Genomic DNA, 19,394 nt, shown 5'->3' on the forward strand with positions numbered 1-19,394 from the left:
ATGACAGAGACCCCGAACAAGCTCGTCCTCCTTCCCGCAGTCGACGTCGCCGACGGCAAAGCCGTCCGGCTCGTCCAGGGTGAAGCCGGCACCGAAACCGACTACGGTTCACCCATCGACGCGGCTCAGGACTTCGAGAGCAGGGGAGCCGAGTGGATCCACCTCGTCGACCTCGATGCCGCCTTCGGCCGCGGTTCGAACTCGGACCTGCTCAACCAGGTCGTCAAGGCCGTGGGGATCAAGGTCGAACTCTCCGGCGGAATCCGCGACACCGAAAGCCTCGAGCGCGCACTCGACACCGGCGCCGAACGCGTGAACATCGGCACCGCGGCACTGGAGAACCCGGAGTGGACGGCTGAGATGATCTCCCGCTTCGGCGACCAGGTCGCCATCGGACTCGACGTCCGCGGCACGACGCTGGCCGCCCGCGGCTGGACGCAGGACGGCGGAGACCTCTACGAAGTTCTGGAGACCCTCGAAGCGGCCGGCTGCTCTCGCTACGTCGTCACCGATGTCCGCAAGGACGGCACCCTGCAGGGCCCCAACGTCGAACTGCTCAAGTCCCTGGCCGAGAAGACCGAGACCCCGATCGTCGCCTCCGGCGGTGTCTCCAGCCTCGACGATCTGCGTGCCCTGCGTGAGCTCGTGCCCTTCGGCGTCGACTCGGCGATCGTGGGAAAGGCACTCTACGCCGGCAAGTTCACTCTGGAAGAGGCCCTCGACGTCGCAGGACGGTGAGCCGGTGAGCACACACTCGCACGGTCCAGAGGACTCCCATCAGCCCACGGACTCGGCCGGACAGGCCTGGGCCGGGCGGGAGCTCAAACCCAACCCGTTCTCCGGGGACTCCGGACTGGCCGACACCGCACTGCTGGAAGCGTTGAACCAGGTCGCACAAACGCCCCTGGAACCCGCCGCACACCAGCAGGTCGTCACGGCACTGTCCGGGGCCCGGCTCTACGCCCCGATCGTGCCGATGGTCGTCGACCAGGAGGTCGGAGAGAACGGGCTCATGGCCGACAACTCTTCGGAGATGGCGATGGTCCGTCTTCAGGCCGAGGACGGACGCGAGTGCACGCCCGGCTTCTCCGGCATTCCGCCGCTGACCGCCTGGCACCCGGATGCGCGTCCCGTGCCGATCGAATCCGAACGGCTCGTGCTCGGTGCGATCGAGGCCGAATCCCAGCTCGTCGTCCTCGACCCGGGAGCCGAGCCCTCGTTCCTGCTGCGCCGGCCGTCCATGTTCGCCTTCGTCCAGTCCCAGCCCTGGACCCCGTCCTGGGCCGACGCCGAGGTGGCCCGGCGTCTGCGTGCCATCGCCGAGTCGTTTCCGTGGCTGGCTCGGCTGGGCGTCAGCCCCGGCAGCAACTCCGTCCACTTCGCAGGACCGGAGCTCGGCATCACCCTCGGCGTCGAATCCGAGGTGCCGCAGGAAGAGGTGCGCCGGTTCCAGGAGACCGTCGCCGCCGATGAGGAGCTCGTCGCGAAGATCGACTCCCTCGCCATCCGCATCATCGAAGCCTGAGACTCACCGAACCCCGGCATCGACGAGACCCCGACGGACACCGGATCATGCGGTGCCGCCTCGGCGGATTCGGACATGACGGGATCGGAAATGACGGAATCGGGTGTGCCACAACGGCAAGACACCTATGCTTACAGCCATGAGTGGAATCCGTGATCTCAATCACCCGACCGCACCGGACGAGAGCTACCTCGACCAGATGGCCCACCAGACCCGGATTCGGGCCGAAGCGGCCGCCGACTGGGACTCGGACTTCGCCGGTGCCCCGGAGACGAGCCGCACCGGAATCGCCGCAGGCCTCGAGGCCGCACAGAGCGAGCTGAAGGACCTGCTCCACACGATCCATACGCTGGCCGAGACCGCCTTCGTCGAATTCGAATCCGTCGCCGCAATCGCCTCGGTACTGGACAAGCACGGCATCGACGTCGAGACGGGACTGTACGGGGTCGAGACGACGCTGCGGGCCACGACCGGTTCCGGGCAGGGTCGGACCATTGCGATCCTCGCCGAATACGACGCCCTGCCCGAGATCGGACACGCCTGCGGACACAACATCATCGCCACCGCGGGAGTCGGCGCCTTCCTCGCACTCCACGCACTGTATGAGAAGGATCCCGAGGCTGTGCCGGGCACCGTCGTGCTGCTGGGCACCCCGGCAGAAGAGGGGCACTCGGGCAAGGAGGTCATGGCCCGGGCCGGTGCCTTCGACGGTCTCGATGCGGCGATCATGGTCCACGGCTACGGTTACGACTGCGCCGACCAGGTGTGGTTGGGACGGCGACTGCTCACCGTCACCTACTCCGGCATCGCAGCCCACGCCTCGGCGCAGCCGTTCATGGGCCGCAACGCCCTCGACGCGGCGAACCTCTTCTACCAGGGACTCGGCCTGCTGCGGCAGCAGATGCCCCCGATCTCGCGCCTGCACGCCGTGATCACCGACGGCGGCACCCGACCGTCGATCATCACCGAGGCCGCCACGGTCCAGTGCTACGTCCGGTCGAAGTTCCCAGAAACGCTCAAGGAGCTCTCGGACCGGGTCGAAGACGCCGCGCAGGGTGCTGCACTGATGACCGGCACCGGAGTCGACGTCGCCTGGGACGAACACCCGCCGTCGCTGCCCGTGCGCGCGAACTCGGCGCTGACCCGACGTTGGGCAGAGCACGAACAGGCCCGCGGGCGGTCTCCGCTTCCCCGCGGTGTCCTCGACGAGTCGATCGCCGCATCCACAGACTTCGGCAACGTCTCCTACCGGATCCCCGGCATTCACCCGCTCATCAAGACCGCCGACGCCGAGGTGGCCCTGCACACCCGTGAATTCGCCGAAGCCGCGAAGACCCCGGCCGCAGAGTCAGCAGCGAGCGACGCGGCCTATGGACTGGCGTGTACGGCCCTGGACTTCCTCGTCGACGATGCCCTGGCCGCCGAAGTCGCCGAAGAGTTCGCTCGAGACGGGGGAGCCATCGACGTCGAGAACTACTTCGCCTGATCGCCTGAGGACTCTGACCACCGCAAGAAAGAGAGCATCCATGTCAACGACGACACAGGGCAAGGTCGGCATCGGGCAGCGACTGCTGGACTGGGTCGAGAACGTCGGCAACAAGCTGCCGGAGCCCTTCACCCTCTTCCTCGGTCTGTTCATCATCACCGGGCTGGTCTCGACGGCGATGGCGATGGCCGGGGTCTCGGTCACCATCCCCGGCGATGACGAGACCATCGCGATCAAAGGACTGTTCACCGGTGAGGGACTGTCGTGGCTGACGACGACGATGGGGGAGAACTACCTCGGATTCCCGCCGCTGGCCACCGTGCTGCCGATCCTCTTGGCCGTCGGTGTCGCTGAGAAGTCGGGAATGCTCGCCGCGGCCGTGCGCATCGCCTTCGGCAGGAGTCCACGCTGGCTGCTGCCCTACGCCGTCGGGTTCGTCGGAGTCACCGGGTCGATCATGTCCGACTCTGCGTTCATCATCATCCCGCCCTTGGCCGCGCTCGTGTTCAAAGCCGCCGGTCGCCACCCGATGGCCGGGCTCATCGGCGGATTCGCCGCCACCGGTGCCGGATATTCGACGTCGATCGTGCCGACGAGCCTCGATGCGCTGTTCGCCGGCATCACCACCTCGGTGATGGACACCCTGCCGAACACCGACTTCACGGCCGTCAACCCCGTGTCGAACTACTACTTCAACATCGCGTCGTCGATCGTGCTGGCCATCGTCGCCGGATTCATCATCGACCGTCTCATCGAACCGAACATGATCCGCCGAGGCGTCCCCCGCGAATACGCGAATGCAGGAGCTCAGGGGCTGGCGAAAGAGTATCGAGCGGACAACCCGTACGGCGAATCCGGGAGCGCAGGCGGTGGCGAAGCCGAGGACGAAGAGTCCGAGATCAGGGCCGAACTCGAACCGCAGGAGAAGCGGGGTCTGATCTGGGCTGTTCTCGCAGCGCTGCTGCTGACCGCGCTGATCCTGTTCTCCGTGCTCATCCCGAACTCGCCGTGGCGCAACGAGGACGGCGGATTCCTGCCGGAGTCACCGCTGCTGTCATCGATCGTGTTCATCGTCTTCGCCTACTTCATGCTCATGGGAGTCGTCTACGGATTCGCCGTGCGCACCGTGCGGTCGATGAACGATCTGGTGAGGATGATGAGTCAGTCGATTATCGACATGATGTCATTCCTCATCCTTGCGTTCATCCTCGGCCAGTTCATCGCTCTGTTCAATTGGACGGGCATCGGTTCGTGGATCGCTGTGGCCGGTGCCTCGGGGCTCGAGGCGATCGGGCTGACAGGGTTTGCCGCGGTCATCGGCTTCATGCTCCTGGCCAGCGTGCTCAACCTGTTCATCATCTCCGGCTCATCCATGTGGACTCTCATGGCCGCGGTGTTCGTGCCCCTGTTCACCCTGCTCGGATACGAACCCGCGTTCATCCAGGCCGGCTTCCGCGTCGGAGATTCAGCCACTCAGGTCATCACCCCGCTCAACCCGTACATGATCGTCCTCCTCGGCCTCGTCCGCCGCTACGAGCCGAGCGCGGGGCTGGGCACCGTGATCTCGCGAATGTTCCCATTCGTCATCCCGTTCTGGCTCGCGTGGGCTGCGCTGTTGGCCATCTGGTACTTCTTCGACCTGCCGCTGGGACCGGGCAATGGGATCTTCCTCAACTAGGGCGCACCGGGTAGTGCTCACAGCATCTGCCGCACGCCGTCGCGCCAATCGGTGATCGGGACCGCGTCGGCCAAGGTGCCCGGTTCGATGACGCAGGGTTCGTACCAGATGGGGGCCAGCTGGTTGAGCTCATAGAAGGAGCGTTCGAACGCACCGACGGCCCTGGTCACCCAGCGCGGCACCGGGACCGGACGCTTGTGCTTCTGCCCCAGAACGTCCGCGGTGAAATCAGCGATCTCAGTGAGAGTCGGATTCGAGGCCGGTGCGATGCGCAGCTGATGCGTCCCCGCGGGGACGGTCGTCAGATCCTCTGCCGCCTGGATCATTGCGGCCGCGTGATCGGCGATGACGGTGATTCCATGAGGGACATCTGTCCGTGCCGGGACCAGGGCGCGGCGCCCCTTGGAGATCGGCTCGGTGATGCACATCCGCACGACCGATGACCACTTCTCTGCGGTTCTGCCGAGCAGATCCCCGGCGATGACACTGGCAGACGTCGCAGAATGAGCGGAGCGAGCCTCGAGGAGCCGCTGCCGGATTCGGCCTTTGTCTTCGACAGGAGCGAAGGGTGAGGTCTCGGTGATCGGTCGGGTGAGGCCGGTGAAGGCGTATACCGATTCGGGGAAGACGACGGGGATGCTCAGTTCGGCGGCGGTGTCGAGGACCGCCTGATCCAGCCGCGGGAGGACCTGTTCCCATTTCCGGCTGTCATAGGGGGCATGAGCGCAGGCGAAGATCACATCGACGCCCTCCGCAGCCTGAGCCAGCTGCGAACGGTCCGTGGCGTCGGCCCTGATATGCGCGGGAGCGGGACTGGGTGCCGGTGCCCCAACGGTCACGGCCTGCTGTGCACGGCCACCCGAGCGCGTGGCGATGCGCACGGTGACCCCTGAGCCGATGAGTTGGGCGGCGATCTCCGAACCGATCTGGCCGTTGCCGATGACGAGTGCTTGCTTCATGACGGGTCCTTTCCGATGACCTCGAATCAAATTGAGAGAGCGGTGATCTCGAAAAATCAGCGTAGACCTCAAGGCGGTTCAATTCAAGAGCAGTGCTCACAATTGTTATCTCTGTTCTCGGATCGTAGAGTGGATCCATGACTGAGACGACCCCACGCCAGCGCGCTCGCGTCGAGACCGAAGCGCAGATCACACGCATCGGCAACCGGATGATCGACGAAGACGGGGTCGACGGCCTGTCTCTGAGGGCGATCGCCCGCGAGCTCGGTGTCGTCTCGAGCGCGGTCTACCGCTATGTGAAGAGCCGCGATGAGCTGCTGACGATCCTCATCCGTGACGCTTTCACCCAGATCGCCGACACCGTCGATGAGGCTCTGGCAGAGCAGCGGAACGTGGAGACTCTGGCGCTGTCGATGCTCGCCTGGGCGCGGAGGTATCCGAACCGCTGGGCGCTCATCTACGGCACTCCGATCGCCGACTATGAGGCCCCACGGGAAGAGACCGTGGTGCCGGGAACACGAATCATGGTCGCCCTGGCATCCCTGGTGGCGGAATCCCGCAATGATTTCGAGGTTGCCAGCCGGGCCGGACAGGTGCAGGGCACCTCGGGTGTCGAAGTGCGGAAACCGAGCGCGACGCTCAAGCCGCTGCGACAAGGGTTCGAAGAGCTCGGGCTCGGCTACGACGATTCCGTCATTCTGGAGACCGTCACGATCTGGGTCGGCATCGTCGGGCTCATCAATGCCTTGCGGTTCGGTCAGTTCGGGCCGGGATTCGATGACGTCGAAGACAACCTCATGTCCGCGGTGGTCGGCCGCCTCGGCGAGTGAGGATGCGACAGCGGCCCCCGATCGATGATCGAGGGCCGCTGGATCAGCTATTGGCGGGGGAGTGGGGTCAGCGGACGGGGCCGGTGAACTTCTCTCCGGGGCCTTCGCCGGGGGCGTCGGGAATCTCCGAGGCCTCACGGAAGGCCAGCTGCAGACTGCGCAGTCCATCGCGCAGCGGGCGGGCGTGGTGATCGCCGATCACCGTGGCGGCGCCGGTGATGAAGCCGGCCAGCGCCGTGATGAGCTTACGGGCCTCATCGAGGTCCTTGAGGTCGGACCCGGGGCCGTCCGGTCCGTCTTCGGCGAGGCCGCACTTGATGGCGGCGGCGGACATGAGATGGACGGCGCTGGAGGTGATGACCTCGACGGCGGGAACCTCGGCGATATCGCGGGTGACTTCGGCGACCGCCTCGGCGGGAACGGATTCTTCAGAACTCATGCCATAAGCTTGACATATAAATCAACGCGGCGATCACACCAGGGTCTCGATGTGCGAAGAGTCATGAAGCGTAGTACACTGGTAGCTGGTGCGAAGCGGAGTCTGACTCCCACCTTGATCGCGAAGAGCGATCGGGTCCAAAGATCTCTCCCGCGGACGACTGTCCGCATGGGTTGCAGATCGAGGTGTATTCACCGAAGACGTACGGTTGACCGTACTGCTCGTGTGTGCAGGCTCCCTTGGCATGTGTCAACGGGAGCCTTTTTCGTTGCCACGACCACATTTGAGCAAAAGGAGTGAACACATCAGCGAGACGCGCATCAATGACCGGATTCGGGTTCCCGAGGTCCGGTTGGTCGGACCCAATGGTGAACAGGTCGGTATCGTTGCCATTCGCAAGGCACTCGATCTCGCCCGTGAGGCGGATCTCGATCTCGTCGAGGTAGCCCCGCAGGCGAAGCCACCCGTAGCCAAGCTCATGGACTACGGAAAATTCAAGTACGAATCTGCTCAGAAGGCCAGGGAAGCCCGGAAGAACCAGGCGAACACTGCGCTGAAGGAGATCCGCTTCCGTCTCAAGATCGACGAACACGATTACGAGACGAAGAAGGGCCACGTCACCCGCTTCCTCGAAGGCGGCGACAAGGTCAAGGTCATGATCATGTTCCGCGGACGTGAGCAGTCCCGCCCGGAAATGGGCATCAAGCTGCTCAACCGCTTGGCCGAAGATGTGTCGGACCTCGGCACCGTCGAATCCTCCCCGCGAGTCGACGGACGCAACATGGTGATGGTGATCGCCCCGCACAAATCAAAGTCTGACGCCAAGGCGGAGGCTCGCAAGGCATCGGCAGGTGCCAAGGGCAAGTCCGCTGAGGTGAAGTCCCGTCGCGATCGGGTTGCTGCAGAGAAGAACTCAGCTCAACCCGAGGCGTGAGCAAACAGGTAACGTCGCGTTCCAGGCCCCCTGGTCTGTGCGTGTGAAGTAGTTGCCGGCGGCCACCGCCGACAACGAATTGCAAAGGAGAACGGCACTATGCCGAAGCAGAAGACGAACAGCAGCGCCAAGAAGCGCATGCGCGTGACTGGCACTGGCAAGATCATGCGTGAAGGCGTGAACAACCAGCACAAGTTCGAGGGCAAGTCCTCGGGCCGCAAGCGCCGGGTGTCCACCGACCAGGTCATCACCGGTGGAGACCGCGCCATGGCCCGCAAGCTTCTGGGCAAGCTCAAGGGCAGGTGAGACCCCTTTCGGGTCTTCTTTCTCGGACGAGTCTCCGGGATCTCCCCGGGCAGCCGATCACCGGCTCCCACAGCTTGAACCAGAGTCCGGCACCGCCGGAAGATACGAACTTTTCAAAGGAGTAACACGTGGCACGTGTGAAGAGGGCGGTCAACGCCCACAAGAAGCGCCGGGTCATCCTCGACCGGGCAAGCGGCTACCGCGGACAGCGCTCGCGCCTGTACCGCAAGGCCAAAGAGCAGGTCATTCATTCGCTGGTCTACAGCTACCGTGACCGTCGCAAGCGCAAGGGGGACTTCCGTCGCCTCTGGATCCAGCGCATCAACGCCGGCGCCCGCGCCAACGGCATGACCTACAACCGTTTCATCCAGGGCCTCAAGGCCGCTGGAGTCGAGGTCGACCGTCGCATGCTCGCTGAGCTCGCCGTCAACGACTCGGCCACCTTCGCGCACCTGGTCAAGGTCGCCAAGGACGCTCTTCCTGCTGACGTCAACGCAGCGAAGACCGACGCCGCCTGAGCAGCGTCACCTGAATACTCCAGTCACACTCGTGACTGATTGGTCACCTCGGTGACCGTCGACGGCCCCGAACTGACATGGTTCGGGGCCGTCGAGTCTGTTCGGGCCATCGCTCGCGCTCTAGGTCGGTTCGTGCCGGCCGCGCCACCGACCTGGCCTGACTCCCTCCCGGCAACGTTCTCTTATTCCAGCAGCTCCCTCCATCGACTCTTAGGACCACGCACGCATGAAGCTCCCTGACGTCATCTCCTCGCCGCAGTCGAAGCGGATCAAGAACGCCGCGAAGCTGCTCAAGCGGCGTGACCGCAAGGCTACGGGGCAGTTCCTCGTCGAGGGTCCGCAGGCCGTGCGTGAGGCATTGGGCCTGGCGGGCTCCGTGGTCGAGCTGTTCATCACCGAGGAAGCCGCCGAGGAGCATCCCGAGTTCATGGCCTCGGCCAAACATGGGCGTCTGCAGTGCAGCATCGTCACCCCCGAGGTGCTCACCGAGCTGGCGACGACCGTGAATTCGCAGGGGGTCGTCGCCGTGTGCAAGACTCTCGATGTCGAGCTGACCTCGGTACTGAACAAGGAAGCGCAGCTTGTCGTCGTCCTTTCCCAGGTCCGCGACCCGGGCAACGCCGGTACGATCATCCGCCTGGCCGATGCCGCCGGCGCCGACGCTGTGGTGCTGACATCGTCGTCCGTTGATGCCTATAACGACAAGGTGGTGCGTTCAACTGCCGGCTCTCTCTTCCACATCCCCGTCGTCACCGGAGTCGGACTGTCCGAGGTCACTGAACTTGCGCGAGCCCGCGGCCTGCAGGTCCTCGCGGCCGACGCAAACGACGAGGCGCACGATCTTCACCACCCGTGGGACACAGGGCTGGATCTGACCGCGCGCACCACGTGGGTCTTCGGCAACGAAGCATGGGGGATGAGTGCCGAGGATCTGGAGCTGTGCGATTCGTCTGTTGCCGTGCCGATCTACGGCTCGGCCGAAAGCCTCAACCTCGGGACTGCCGCCGGCGTGTGCATCTATGAGAGTGCGCGCAACCAACGGATGTGAGGTTTCGTGGGCGCGGCCATCTTTGCTGAGCCAGCGGCACTGTGAAACAGATAATTGAGCCTGGCTCAACGGCCACACGGTTTTGAGCGCCTCATTCAACGGCGAATCAGGTTTTCGATACGAGCCAGCATCGAAAACCTGATTCGTGGTTGAACGAGTCCGGTCGTCCCGTCCGCAGCTTGCCTGGGAGGAAGCGCGGATTCGGCCAGGTTGGGAGACGAGGGCGGCTGATTTTCTGACCCTGTGCGCACGAGTCAGGGGTTGTCCACAGCCCCTTGCGCCGCCCTTGCCTGTCTGCTGTGGCACGGCACATGCTGGTGAGCATGTTCATCTGCTTGAGTACCGCAGACCTCCAAGACGCCGGGTGGTCAACGCATCAGATCACCCACGCCTTGCGATGCTGTCTTCGACGTGTGCGCCACGGGATCTACGTTGTGTCAAAAGAGTGCAGGCACCCTGACCACGGCTACGTGGCAACTTTTGCCGCAGCGGCGGATGTCAATCTTCCAGTCGAAGAATCTGGGATGCGGAAGCGGGATGAGGACTTGCGCATCTTGGTCCGATCCTACGCTGGCCGTATGCCGCCCCGCTGCGTCTTATCTCATCGCAGCGCGTTGATCGTCCACGGGTTGCCCATCCCGTATCTCGACAAAGACAGCAGCCCGATGGCCGAAGCAATTCATCCGAAGTACGGAGTGCGCCATGCGACGATGCTGATTCGGCGTCGAGACTTGGCGGAGTCCGACATCGTCGAGGTAGCTGGGATTCCGGTGACGTCAGTGCTGAGGACTCTCTCTGACATTGCACGAGACTACCCGTTGGCTTTTGCCGTGGCAGTCCTTGATGCCGCGGTGCATCGCGGGTTCACATCGGAACAAGCCATCATCAGGTATTGCGAGGCACATCCTCCGCGGACCTTGGCCCGGAGAGTCGCTGACGCAGTGCACCTTATGAATGGCGGTCGCGAGTCGGTGTCGGAATCGATCTGTGCTGTCCGATTTGTTGAGTATTCGGTTCCGGGGTTCGAACCGCAAGTGGAGTTCTACGATGAGCAGGACCGTTTCATCGGCCGCACGGATTTCGCGAACAAGAAGGCAAGAGTCATCGCTGAGTTCGACGGCGAGGGGAAATACCATTTGCCGGGGAAGAACCCTCGGGATGAGATGGAGAAGGAACGTCGCCGAGAAAACAAGTTGCGGAATCTCGGTTACGCGGTTTTTCGCCTTCGCTGGCAGGATCTTTTCTCTGCGGACGTCTTTCTCAGGATCAAAGAGAGCGTCGAGCGGCGCAGCGCTCGCACCGGCTGATGTCGGAAGCGACCGATTCGGCGTCGTGGATCAACAGCCATTCAGACTATCGATGGTGCCTCGTATCGAAAACCTGAAAAGCTGTTGAACGAGACACTGCGAGCGTGCGCATCTGCGGGAGTGCTCGGAATCAGCGGGTGAGAGGTTCTGGGGGTGTGGCCTTTGCCGCTGAATTGGCGGCACGCCAGATGAAAACGCAGCAAGCCAGGATGATGATCCACCCTGAAAGGGCGAGCAGATGTCCCACAGTTCGCGGGAGCTCGAATGCTTCCACAGCGGCCAGAGCCGCCGCGTGGCCGATCGCGACCACGGCCACGCCATAGACATAGGGCGCAGCCGCCTGCTGGCCGCGTTCCCACGACTCGTCTGAACTGAGAGTGTGCTTCGTCCGAATCCCGATTATCCGATTGCGACCGATCATTCTCCGAGCGATTCCCAGCTGCATAAGGACGCAGACAGCGGCAATGACCAGATAGCCGATCATCGGAGGGTAGAACACCTATCGATCACCTCCTGGAACGAAGCCGCTTCGAAGCGGCGCATGCTGAGAGCACTCCTCCTGCAGTGTATCGGTCACGCAGCTGCAACGTGGGCCGAACGGGTGAGAACGCCCCGTGTCCGGCGAGCCAGATACGGTGAGCACATGACGACCGAACCTCCCCGCGCACCCAAGATCACCCTCGGCTCACTGACTCCCGGCTACCTCGGAGACCTTGGCGCAGAAGAATTCCTCGAAGGTATGGAATTCAACGATCTCGACTGTCAACGGTCAGTAGGAACTGCCCATAGACGGCCACGAGAATTGCCCACTGGTGGCCAATAAAACTGCCCGCTGGTGGCCACGATTTCTGCCCATCGACTCGTTGTGTCCAGTCGTGACCACCCGGGGCCGTCGATATCAGCTCAAAGCAACCACCCCTGCCCCAGAAACGGCCTGGCTGAGTCGAATCGATTCCCCACTGGTCTGGACCAAATGAGCATGATGAAGGAGCCGATCAACCGTCGCCGTAGCCACGGTCTTGGGCATCAACTGGTCGAAAGCAGAAGGATGGAGATTCGACGAAATCGCGACGGATCTCTTCTCATAAGCAGCATCGACAAGCCGATACAGACCTTCGGCAGCATCATCACTGACCGGCAGCAGCCCGATGTCGTCAACGATCACGAGATCGGCTCGCAACAGCCGCTGAACAGTCTTCGTCACCTGGTCATCAGGACGATGAGCACGAACGAGTCCGCCCAGATCTTCCAGCTTCAGCCAGGACACGCGTCCACCGCCGTCGATGACTTTCTGTCCCAGCGCTTCCAGGAAGAACGATTTGCCGGTTCCCGCGGGCCCACAGATGGCCAGGTTCTCCTTCCGCCCCACCCACTCCAGCGTCGACAGCGCCTGCTGTGTGGGTACAGGAATCGATGACACTTCCTCATCCCAGGACTCGAACGTCTTGCCCGTGGGAAACCCGGCCTGCTTCCGCCGGGTCGCTAACATCGCCGCCGATCGGCCACGAGATTCCTCGACTAACAGTGCCCGCACGACCTCGACCGGCTCCCACCGTTGCGCTTTCGCCGTGGCCAACAACTCGGGGGCAAGACTGCGCGCATACGGCATCTTCAACCGTCGCATCAGCGCCTCGACCTCGGTATCAAGGACTGGCGCCTGGGCAGAGACAACCATCACAGCTCACCCCCGTCCGCAGTCGTCGACGGTGAGCTCATCGCCCGCCATCCCACAGTCCCCTGCGCCAGGGACGCATCCTCACCCGCACTGCGACTGCCTTGATCAGCAACCCGGTGGGCCAGCAGCGACGCCAGATCACCAGTGCCGAAGCGACCATAGGCAGCCGCCGTACCCAGGACCTCATCGACACGTTCTCGACCATGCAACCGCGACAGTGCCACGGCCTGGCCCATCTTCTGTCGCATCCTCGACGTCCCTGCCGCGGCCGCCTCACGTAACCACTCGTGAGCACCATGCCCAATCATCAGGAACGCTTCCTCATCAGGACTGTTCGCTGTGACCGCATACACTCCGGGCACCTTCTGTGTGGCATCAGTCGGGAAATGCTCGTCATCGATCTTCGGCGATCCGGGCCGGGCCCTGCCGTGTCGGGCGACTTCCCGAACCCCATCACGACCGGCAGCTACGATGATGATCTGTTCTGCCTCGGCGACACCGTGGACGCGGACGAAGACCTCGGACCCCAGGAGTGCATGCGGTACCGAATACTGCCCGGACTCGAAAGCGACCATCGGCGTATTGACCGGAACCTTCCTCGACAGACCGAACGCGATCGTATGCGCCCGATCCGGGACCGGATGCATCCTCTCCTGCTCCTGACCGATCAAGTCGATCGGACATCGTTTCGTCACCCGATGCTCTTTCTCGTTGATCTCGGACATAAAGGCTTGGCACGCGGCCTCGAGGTCAGCAAACGAAGCGTACTCATTGCGCAGGTTCGTGGCTGTGGGCACCAGATCAGCCTTCGCGATCTGGACGGACCGCTCCACCCCGCCCTTCGACGCCGGATCGGCCGGCTGACACGTCAGGACCGTCGTTCCGTAGTACTTCGCGAATGAGACTGTGTCGCGATTGCGCACCGGAACCCCGGCGATATGCATCGTCGTGACGGTCTTCTCGTTATCAGTCAACACATAGGTCGGGATGCCGCCGATGAGTCGAAACGTGCGGTCTAAGACCATAAACACCGACGCCAGCGTCTTATCCCGAAGCGGAATGACGATGCGAAACCGCGAGAACGCCAACCACGCGATGAACAACACCGTCTTCACGCCACCGACGACGGGCCCGTCACCGTAGTCGTATTGAAGCCACAGTCCCGGCTCTGCCACCCAGGGACGATGCACACGACGACCCGCTCTTTCATGGACCGCTTTGGCGTGGGCGACGGCACGGCGAGTTGATCTCTCCGAACCTTCATAGCCGAGTCCAAGAAGGCGTTCGTGGACCTTATCGGCACGGATCCTGCCCCCTGAACGAGCTACCAGCTCCGTGATTTTGTCCAAGAACTCGTCCGTGACCCGATCACGGCGGACGGGCACGCCCACCGGGCGGCCTTGAGCGCGGGCGGTGACGTGGGCCTTGACTGTGTGGTGTGAACACCCTGCCAACTCGGCTGCGGCTCGGTAGGACCCTGTGGAGTCATACGCTTCTAGAATTTCCATGATTTCTCCGTCAGACTTCATACGCGGCCCCGAACCCTCTCGTGGTGGATGTTGATCGATTAGACACCGTCATCATCTCCCGGAAGTGGTTCGGGGTCGTGTCTCAATGAGAGGTTCTACATGCTCGGATGGGCAGAAATCGTGGCCGCCACTGGGCAGTTCTTGTGGCCAGGAACGGGCATTTCTACTGTCCGCCTATGGGCAGTTTTCCATGGCCGCCAACACTCGACCTCACCGAGGTTGACTCGGCACAGGCGACGTTCCTCGACTGCACACTGACGCGAGTGAACTTCGGCCAAGCAGAGGCGCCGGCGAACCTGACGGGCGGGCGTTTCTCCGGAACACGGGTCGACGACTGTCGGGCCGACACGTGGACGATGCCACGAGGCAGCCTTCTGCACACGGAGATCCGAGGCACACGGATCGGCGCGGGGGTGACTCATGACAGCGTGTGGGAGAAGGTGCGATTTGAGAACTGTCGCATCTCGTATCTCAACCTGCGCGGGGCCACGCTCACCGATGTCGAATTCCGGGACTGCGTCATCGACGAGATCGACCTTGACCGCGCCAAAGTCAGTCGGGTCGCGTTTCCAGGGAGCAGTGTCGGTGCTTTCCAATGCGAGGGAGCGACTCTCGGCAGTGTCGATATCCGTGGGCTGCAGCCGCACAAGATCTCCGGGGTGCACTCGCTGCGCGGAGCGACGATCGACGACACCCAGCTCATGCTCTTTGCCGACCTCTTCGCTCGGGAGCTCGGCATCACCGTGGAATGAGCATCGTGAGTATTCGTCCATGCGCGTCGTCCACGCTCGGACATGGGAATCGGTCTTGATTCAAAAAGAACACGCGAGCGTACAACAGCATTGCGTCGGACATCCGAGGGCCGGAAGGCGGTCGCTGACCCTGCGTCCGAGTCTTGCAGCCATCAGCTGTTTCATCATGTCCATTGCTGGTTCTTGGCGAACTCGACCAGAGCCTGTGCGCGCTTCGGCGACGCGTGGTCAGAGGGCCAGATCACTTCGACGCCGACTGGCTCAACTGCCGGCTTGATCTCCTTGACGACCAGAGGATACCCCTCATAACTGGCAGTATTCGTCAGCCTCTGAACCAAGACGCCGTAGCCCAGTCCGCGACCGACAAGTGTTCTCACAACTTCGTAGCTGGTCGTTCGGTGACGGATCCTCGGCGCCAAACCTCGGTCGTGGAACATTCCCAGCGTGTGTTGGCTCGAAGGAGGAGAGTCGAGGAGGATCATGTCACGTTCGACGAGATCCTCCAGACGCACGGCCTCTCGAGCAGCGAAGGGATCATCTGCTGCCAGGATCACGTGGGCAGGCTGCGCGAAGAGCCTCGCGTGGTTCGGCGTCCCCGGAATGAGCGTCTCGTAGACAAAAGCAACGTCGATCTCTCCTGACTCCAGAGTTCCGGTCAAGCGGTCCTGTGTGGTCTCGACGATTTCGAGACTCACTCGTGGGTGCTGCTTGCCGAAATCGTCGAGCAGTACGGGCAGAATCACCGGTGCCAGAGTCGGATAGCAGCCGATGGTGATCGGACCGGCCAGTTCGCCATCGTGTGATCTGAGTTCACGCTCGAGTTCGTTCGCCTCGGAGATCAGGCGCGTGGCTCGGGCGGCCACCTGTCTTCCGGCGGCAGTGAGCACCAGTCCCTGAGCCTTCCTCCTCACGCACAGCTGTGCATCCATCTGATGTTCGAGCGCGGTGATCGAATCGGAGATTGCCGAGGAGGAGACATGCAGTTCCGCCGCCGCGGCCGAGATCGTGCCCAGCCGGGCTGCGGTGAGGAGATAAGACAGTTGCCTCAGTGAATAGTTCGGGGCGTGATCAGAATGCATCTTCGTATTTCCGGATTAGTTCTCAGATTAATTCCGCTTTTCCTTTCATAGTACCCATCGCAGACTGGACTGTGAACACGATCACAGAGTGATCGCACCGACATAAGCTGTCTCAACGATGAGGAGATGATGATGACGTCAGGTCTTCACGAACACACCCGCAGGGCAGTCACCTCGGCACCGGTGGCGGACTGGGTGAAGATCCCGGAACTCTACGAGAATCCGTTTCCGATCTATGAACGGCTCCGTGCCGAAGGCGGAGTGCACTGGGTTCCTGCGGTCAACCGCTATCTCATCACCAGCTATGAGGCCGTCAGCGCAACCGAACATGACCAGGACATCTTCTCCGCGAACGAAGAGGGCTCCCTGCAGATCCGCGCGATGGGCCATTCCATGCTCCGACGCGATGATCCCGAACATTATGAGCAGCGCCGAGCCTGGCAACCGGTGCTCAAGCCCGGTTACGTCAAACGCGTGTGGACATCGATGTACCGCGAGGTTGCCGAGAATCTTTTGGATCAACTCGTCGAAAAAGGCACTGATATCGACCTCATCTGGGACTTCGCCGCGCCCTTCGCAGCGGAGACCCTGCGTCGCATGCTCGGGCTGTACAACGCCGATCAGCTCGACCTGCAGCGCTGGTCGCAGACGATGATCGACGCCACTGGCAACTACGCGGACGACCCCGAAGTCTGGGCCAAAGGGGAGCGGTCGTTCAACGAGGTCGACGCGGCACTCGACGAAATGCTCGACTACCATCTCACCCACCGTGATGATTCGCTCATCTCGGGGCTCTTATCGTTGCCCGGCGAAACCATGCCGATCGAGCAGATCCGGGCGAACATCAAGATGACCATCGGCGGGGGACTCAACGAGCCCCGCGATGCCCTCGGAGTTGCGGCGTTTGCCCTGTTCAACCACCCCGATCAGCGTGAGGCCGTCATGGCCAACCCGCAGCTGTGGCCAACTGTGTTCGAGGAGACAATTCGGTGGATCGCCCCCATCGGCATGTATTCCCGCCAAACCACCCAGGACACCGTCCTCGCGGGCACCCACCTGCCTGCAGGAGCGAAGCTCGGAATCTGCGTGCTCTCGGCCAATCGCGACGAAACCGTGTGGGAACACGCCGATCGGTTCGACATCCATCGGGAAGCGAAACCGCATCTGGCCTTCAGCAAAGGAGTGCACGTGTGCCTGGGCAACTGGGCCGCAAGAGCCGAGATCGCCGAAGTGGCTCTTCCGCTCCTCTTCAACAGTCTTGAGGGATTGAGCGTCGATGAATCTCGTGAAACTGCGGTCGGAGGCTGGGTGTTCCGCGGCATGCTCAAACTCCCCGTGACGTGGTCGAGCGCGCGGACAGAGCCCGACTACGGAAAGTCCGCCTATGGCCGAGCGGCCGCGACGAGTGACGATGCGGCTGGCCGGTCGCACGGACCCACGATCGCGATCGTCGGTGCCGGACCGGCAGGCTGCTTCAGCGCGAAGGAGATACTGCGGCAGGTGCCCGGAGGCCGCGTCGACATCTTCGACAAGCTCCCCGTGCCATACGGGCTGCTGCGCTATGGAGTCGCGGCTGATCACCAGGGCACCAAATCCGTGACGAGTCAGTTCGACCGACTCTTCACCGATCCCCGAGTGAGATTCATCGGCAACACCGAACTGGGCATCGACGTGTCGATGGATGAGCTCAAGGAGAACTATGACAGCGTGGTCCTCGCCAGCGGGCTCTCCCTCGACCGTACCCTCGGCATCCCCGGAGACGACCTGCCCCAGGTGCACCGGGCAGGCAGGATCACCCGCCTGCTCAATGGGCACCCCGATGAAGAGCGGTCGGCGGTCGAACTGGGTAGGAGAATTGCCGTTGTCGGTCAGGGCAATGTCGCCATCGACATCGTCCGGCTGCTCACCTGTGCACCTGAGTCCCTGGTCGGCAGCGACATCGACGACACCATACATGGGCCGATGAGCGAATCGATCGCTCGCATCGACATCATCGGTCGTTCAGCATCGCGAACTGCGAAATTCGATCCGGTCATGATCCGTGAACTGGCTCGGGTTCCGGGGCTGACTCACACGCTTCATGGTGTCGATCTGTCGACGGTTGCCGAGGGCAAGGACGCGAAGCTCGATGCCCTCCGTGACCTCGTCGAACCGTCAGAAAATACCCAATACCAAACAGGGCCAGCAGACGCGATCGAGATGCACTGGTGGTTCTCAAGCACACCCGATGCGATCACCGGTTCGAACTCCTCCGCTCGGCAGGTCGATGGGATCGACATCACCCATGACGGTGCGGCCGTTCACCTCGACGTGGATTCTGTCATCACCGCCATCGGCTTTGTCGGAGACCCGATGTCGATGGCGAAACAGGGCATCTGCCCGGCGACGCCGATCCCCGCAGACGGCAGGATCGACGAGAACCTTTTCGCCATCGGCTGGCTCAAGGGTGCCGGCCGCGGAACCATCCCCGACCAGCGCACGGACGCCAGGATCCTTGCTGCGACCATCGCTGCTGAGGTGAGCACTGGGTCGATCGCCACCGGTGCTCCAGGTCTCGCCCCGGGGGAGACTGCCATCGATTTCGACGGTTGGCGCCGGATCGACCTCAAGGAGCGCCTCGGCGCCGGTGAAGGTCGCTGCCGAACGAAGATCACCTCTCGTGAGGACCTGGTGGCCACAGCTGAGGACACCGACCTCGACGACTATCTGCCGGACGCTGCGGCGAGCACGGTCGAGGGCCTGTCTCCCGGGATGCCGGTGACGATCCTGTTCGGCACGGAGTCCGGCAACGCTGAACTCGTCGCCGAGGAACTCGGCACGGTCCTGCGAGAGCTTCCCGACGTGGAGATCTCGGACCTGTCCGCGGTGTCACCGTCGGACCTACAGCCGGAGAGATTCTATTTGCTCGTGTGCTCGACCTACGGTGACGGTGATGTCCCGAGCTCGGCCGCGCAATTCTACGATGAACTGCGCGACCTGCCCGTTGAGCTCGACGGCGTCAGATTCGCCGTGTTCGGGATGGGCGACGCCAGCTACACGAAGACATATTCGCGGGGCAGCGAACTGCTGACTGAAGCGCTCGAGGCTCAGGGAGCGACTCGGCTTGGCGAATACGGTCGCCACGATGCCGGAGGGCCGGTACCGGCAACCGAAGCGGCCTGTGAGTGGGCAGAAGGAGTTCTGACGAATCTGTCCGAGACGCTCTCACCGGTCTGACCGGCTGTTCCAGCCCGGCGGCGGATGCCCCGACCGGATTTCAGTGTCTCGCCCGGGTGCCGATGTCACATCACGGCTGTCGGTGACTCTGGACTGACAATTTCTAACCACCA

18 protein-coding genes are annotated in these 19,394 nt (G+C 62.8%); 12 read left to right on the forward strand and 6 right to left on the reverse strand.

What is annotated here, in order from left to right:
• From priA to ACQE2J_RS07960, 4 genes are all read left to right on the forward strand, one after another.
• Positions 1-738, forward strand: coding sequence for a bifunctional 1-(5-phosphoribosyl)-5-((5-phosphoribosylamino)methylideneamino)imidazole-4-carboxamide isomerase/phosphoribosylanthranilate isomerase PriA (gene priA / locus ACQE2J_RS07945; RefSeq protein ID WP_135539303.1), 738 nt, complete (start codon positions 1-3; stop codon positions 736-738).
• 4 nt (positions 739-742) lie between these two features.
• Positions 743-1,525 (forward strand): SseB family protein, encoded by a 783-nt coding sequence (locus ACQE2J_RS07950; RefSeq protein WP_425118765.1) that lies wholly within the window; start codon positions 743-745, stop codon positions 1,523-1,525.
• 139 nt (positions 1,526-1,664) lie between these two features.
• Positions 1,665-3,011: a M20 family metallopeptidase gene (locus ACQE2J_RS07955; protein ID WP_425118764.1), complete on the forward strand. Its 1,347-nt coding sequence runs from the start codon at positions 1,665-1,667 to the stop codon at positions 3,009-3,011.
• A gap of 40 nt (positions 3,012-3,051) precedes the next feature.
• Complete coding sequence (locus ACQE2J_RS07960) at positions 3,052-4,689, forward strand: AbgT family transporter (protein ID WP_425118763.1); 1,638 nt, start codon at positions 3,052-3,054, stop codon at positions 4,687-4,689.
• A 17-nt stretch (positions 4,690-4,706) separates the two neighbouring features.
• Here the strand turns inward: ACQE2J_RS07960 and ACQE2J_RS07965 are convergent, their stop codons facing one another.
• Positions 4,707-5,648 (reverse strand): NAD(P)H-binding protein, encoded by a 942-nt coding sequence (locus tag ACQE2J_RS07965; protein ID WP_135539295.1) that lies wholly within the window; start codon positions 5,646-5,648, stop codon positions 4,707-4,709.
• Between the two features lie 137 nt (positions 5,649-5,785).
• Here ACQE2J_RS07965 and ACQE2J_RS07970 point away from each other — a divergent pair, with 137 nt between their 5' ends.
• Positions 5,786-6,478, forward strand: a complete 693-nt coding sequence (locus tag ACQE2J_RS07970) for a TetR/AcrR family transcriptional regulator (RefSeq protein WP_135539293.1) — start codon at positions 5,786-5,788, stop codon at positions 6,476-6,478.
• Between the two features lie 67 nt (positions 6,479-6,545).
• Here the strand turns inward: ACQE2J_RS07970 and ACQE2J_RS07975 are convergent, their stop codons facing one another.
• Complete coding sequence (locus ACQE2J_RS07975) at positions 6,546-6,917, reverse strand: DUF1844 domain-containing protein (protein WP_426937399.1); 372 nt, start codon at positions 6,915-6,917, stop codon at positions 6,546-6,548.
• 283 nt (positions 6,918-7,200) lie between these two features.
• Here ACQE2J_RS07975 and infC point away from each other — a divergent pair, with 283 nt between their 5' ends.
• The 5 genes from infC to ACQE2J_RS08000 all read left to right on the forward strand — a co-directional run bounded on the left by infC (position 7,201) and on the right by ACQE2J_RS08000 (position 11,030).
• Positions 7,201-7,851: a translation initiation factor IF-3 gene (gene infC / locus ACQE2J_RS07980; RefSeq protein ID WP_425118762.1), complete on the forward strand. Its 651-nt coding sequence runs from the start codon at positions 7,201-7,203 to the stop codon at positions 7,849-7,851.
• Between the two features lie 99 nt (positions 7,852-7,950).
• A complete protein-coding gene (gene rpmI, locus ACQE2J_RS07985; protein WP_135539289.1) occupies positions 7,951-8,157 on the forward strand; it encodes a 50S ribosomal protein L35 in 207 nt (68 codons plus the stop codon).
• 128 nt (positions 8,158-8,285) lie between these two features.
• A complete protein-coding gene (gene rplT / locus ACQE2J_RS07990; protein WP_025779787.1) occupies positions 8,286-8,675 on the forward strand; it encodes a 50S ribosomal protein L20 in 390 nt (129 codons plus the stop codon).
• Between the two features lie 226 nt (positions 8,676-8,901).
• Positions 8,902-9,723, forward strand: coding sequence for a TrmH family RNA methyltransferase (locus tag ACQE2J_RS07995; protein WP_426937400.1), 822 nt, complete (start codon positions 8,902-8,904; stop codon positions 9,721-9,723).
• A gap of 470 nt (positions 9,724-10,193) precedes the next feature.
• The gene (locus ACQE2J_RS08000; protein ID WP_426937401.1) at positions 10,194-11,030 is read left to right on the forward strand and encodes a hypothetical protein; all 837 of its coding nucleotides are present in this window, start codon (positions 10,194-10,196) and stop codon (positions 11,028-11,030) included.
• Between the two features lie 130 nt (positions 11,031-11,160).
• Here the strand turns inward: ACQE2J_RS08000 and ACQE2J_RS08005 are convergent, their stop codons facing one another.
• From ACQE2J_RS08005 to istA, 3 genes are all read right to left on the reverse strand, one after another.
• Complete coding sequence (locus tag ACQE2J_RS08005) at positions 11,161-11,514, reverse strand: SdpI family protein (protein ID WP_426937402.1); 354 nt, start codon at positions 11,512-11,514, stop codon at positions 11,161-11,163.
• Between the two features lie 414 nt (positions 11,515-11,928).
• Positions 11,929-12,705, reverse strand: a complete 777-nt coding sequence (gene istB / locus ACQE2J_RS08010; RefSeq protein ID WP_426936288.1) for an IS21-like element helper ATPase IstB — start codon at positions 12,703-12,705, stop codon at positions 11,929-11,931.
• Entirely contained in the window at positions 12,705-14,234 is a 1,530-nt protein-coding gene (gene istA, locus ACQE2J_RS08015) for an IS21 family transposase (protein WP_426937403.1), read from the reverse strand. The genes istB and istA overlap by 1 nt, the downstream gene beginning before the upstream one ends.
• A 176-nt stretch (positions 14,235-14,410) precedes the next feature.
• Here istA and ACQE2J_RS08020 point away from each other — a divergent pair, with 176 nt between their 5' ends.
• Positions 14,411-14,986, forward strand: a complete 576-nt coding sequence (locus tag ACQE2J_RS08020) for a pentapeptide repeat-containing protein (protein ID WP_426937404.1) — start codon at positions 14,411-14,413, stop codon at positions 14,984-14,986.
• Positions 14,987-15,150: 164 nt separating this feature from the next.
• On the opposite strand, the gene ACQE2J_RS08025 is transcribed toward ACQE2J_RS08020, so the two are convergent.
• Positions 15,151-16,065 carry a LysR family transcriptional regulator gene (locus ACQE2J_RS08025; RefSeq protein ID WP_135539280.1) on the reverse strand — a complete coding sequence of 305 codons (915 nt, stop codon included), beginning with the start codon at positions 16,063-16,065 and terminating at the stop codon, positions 15,151-15,153.
• A 126-nt stretch (positions 16,066-16,191) separates the two neighbouring features.
• Here ACQE2J_RS08025 and ACQE2J_RS08030 point away from each other — a divergent pair, with 126 nt between their 5' ends.
• Positions 16,192-19,281 (forward strand): cytochrome P450, encoded by a 3,090-nt coding sequence (locus ACQE2J_RS08030; RefSeq protein WP_426937405.1) that lies wholly within the window; start codon positions 16,192-16,194, stop codon positions 19,279-19,281.
• Positions 19,282-19,394 lie beyond the last annotated feature (113 nt).

The organism is Brevibacterium sp. LE-L, assembly GCF_050214925.1.
Lineage (GTDB): Bacteria > Actinomycetota > Actinomycetes > Actinomycetales > Brevibacteriaceae > Brevibacterium.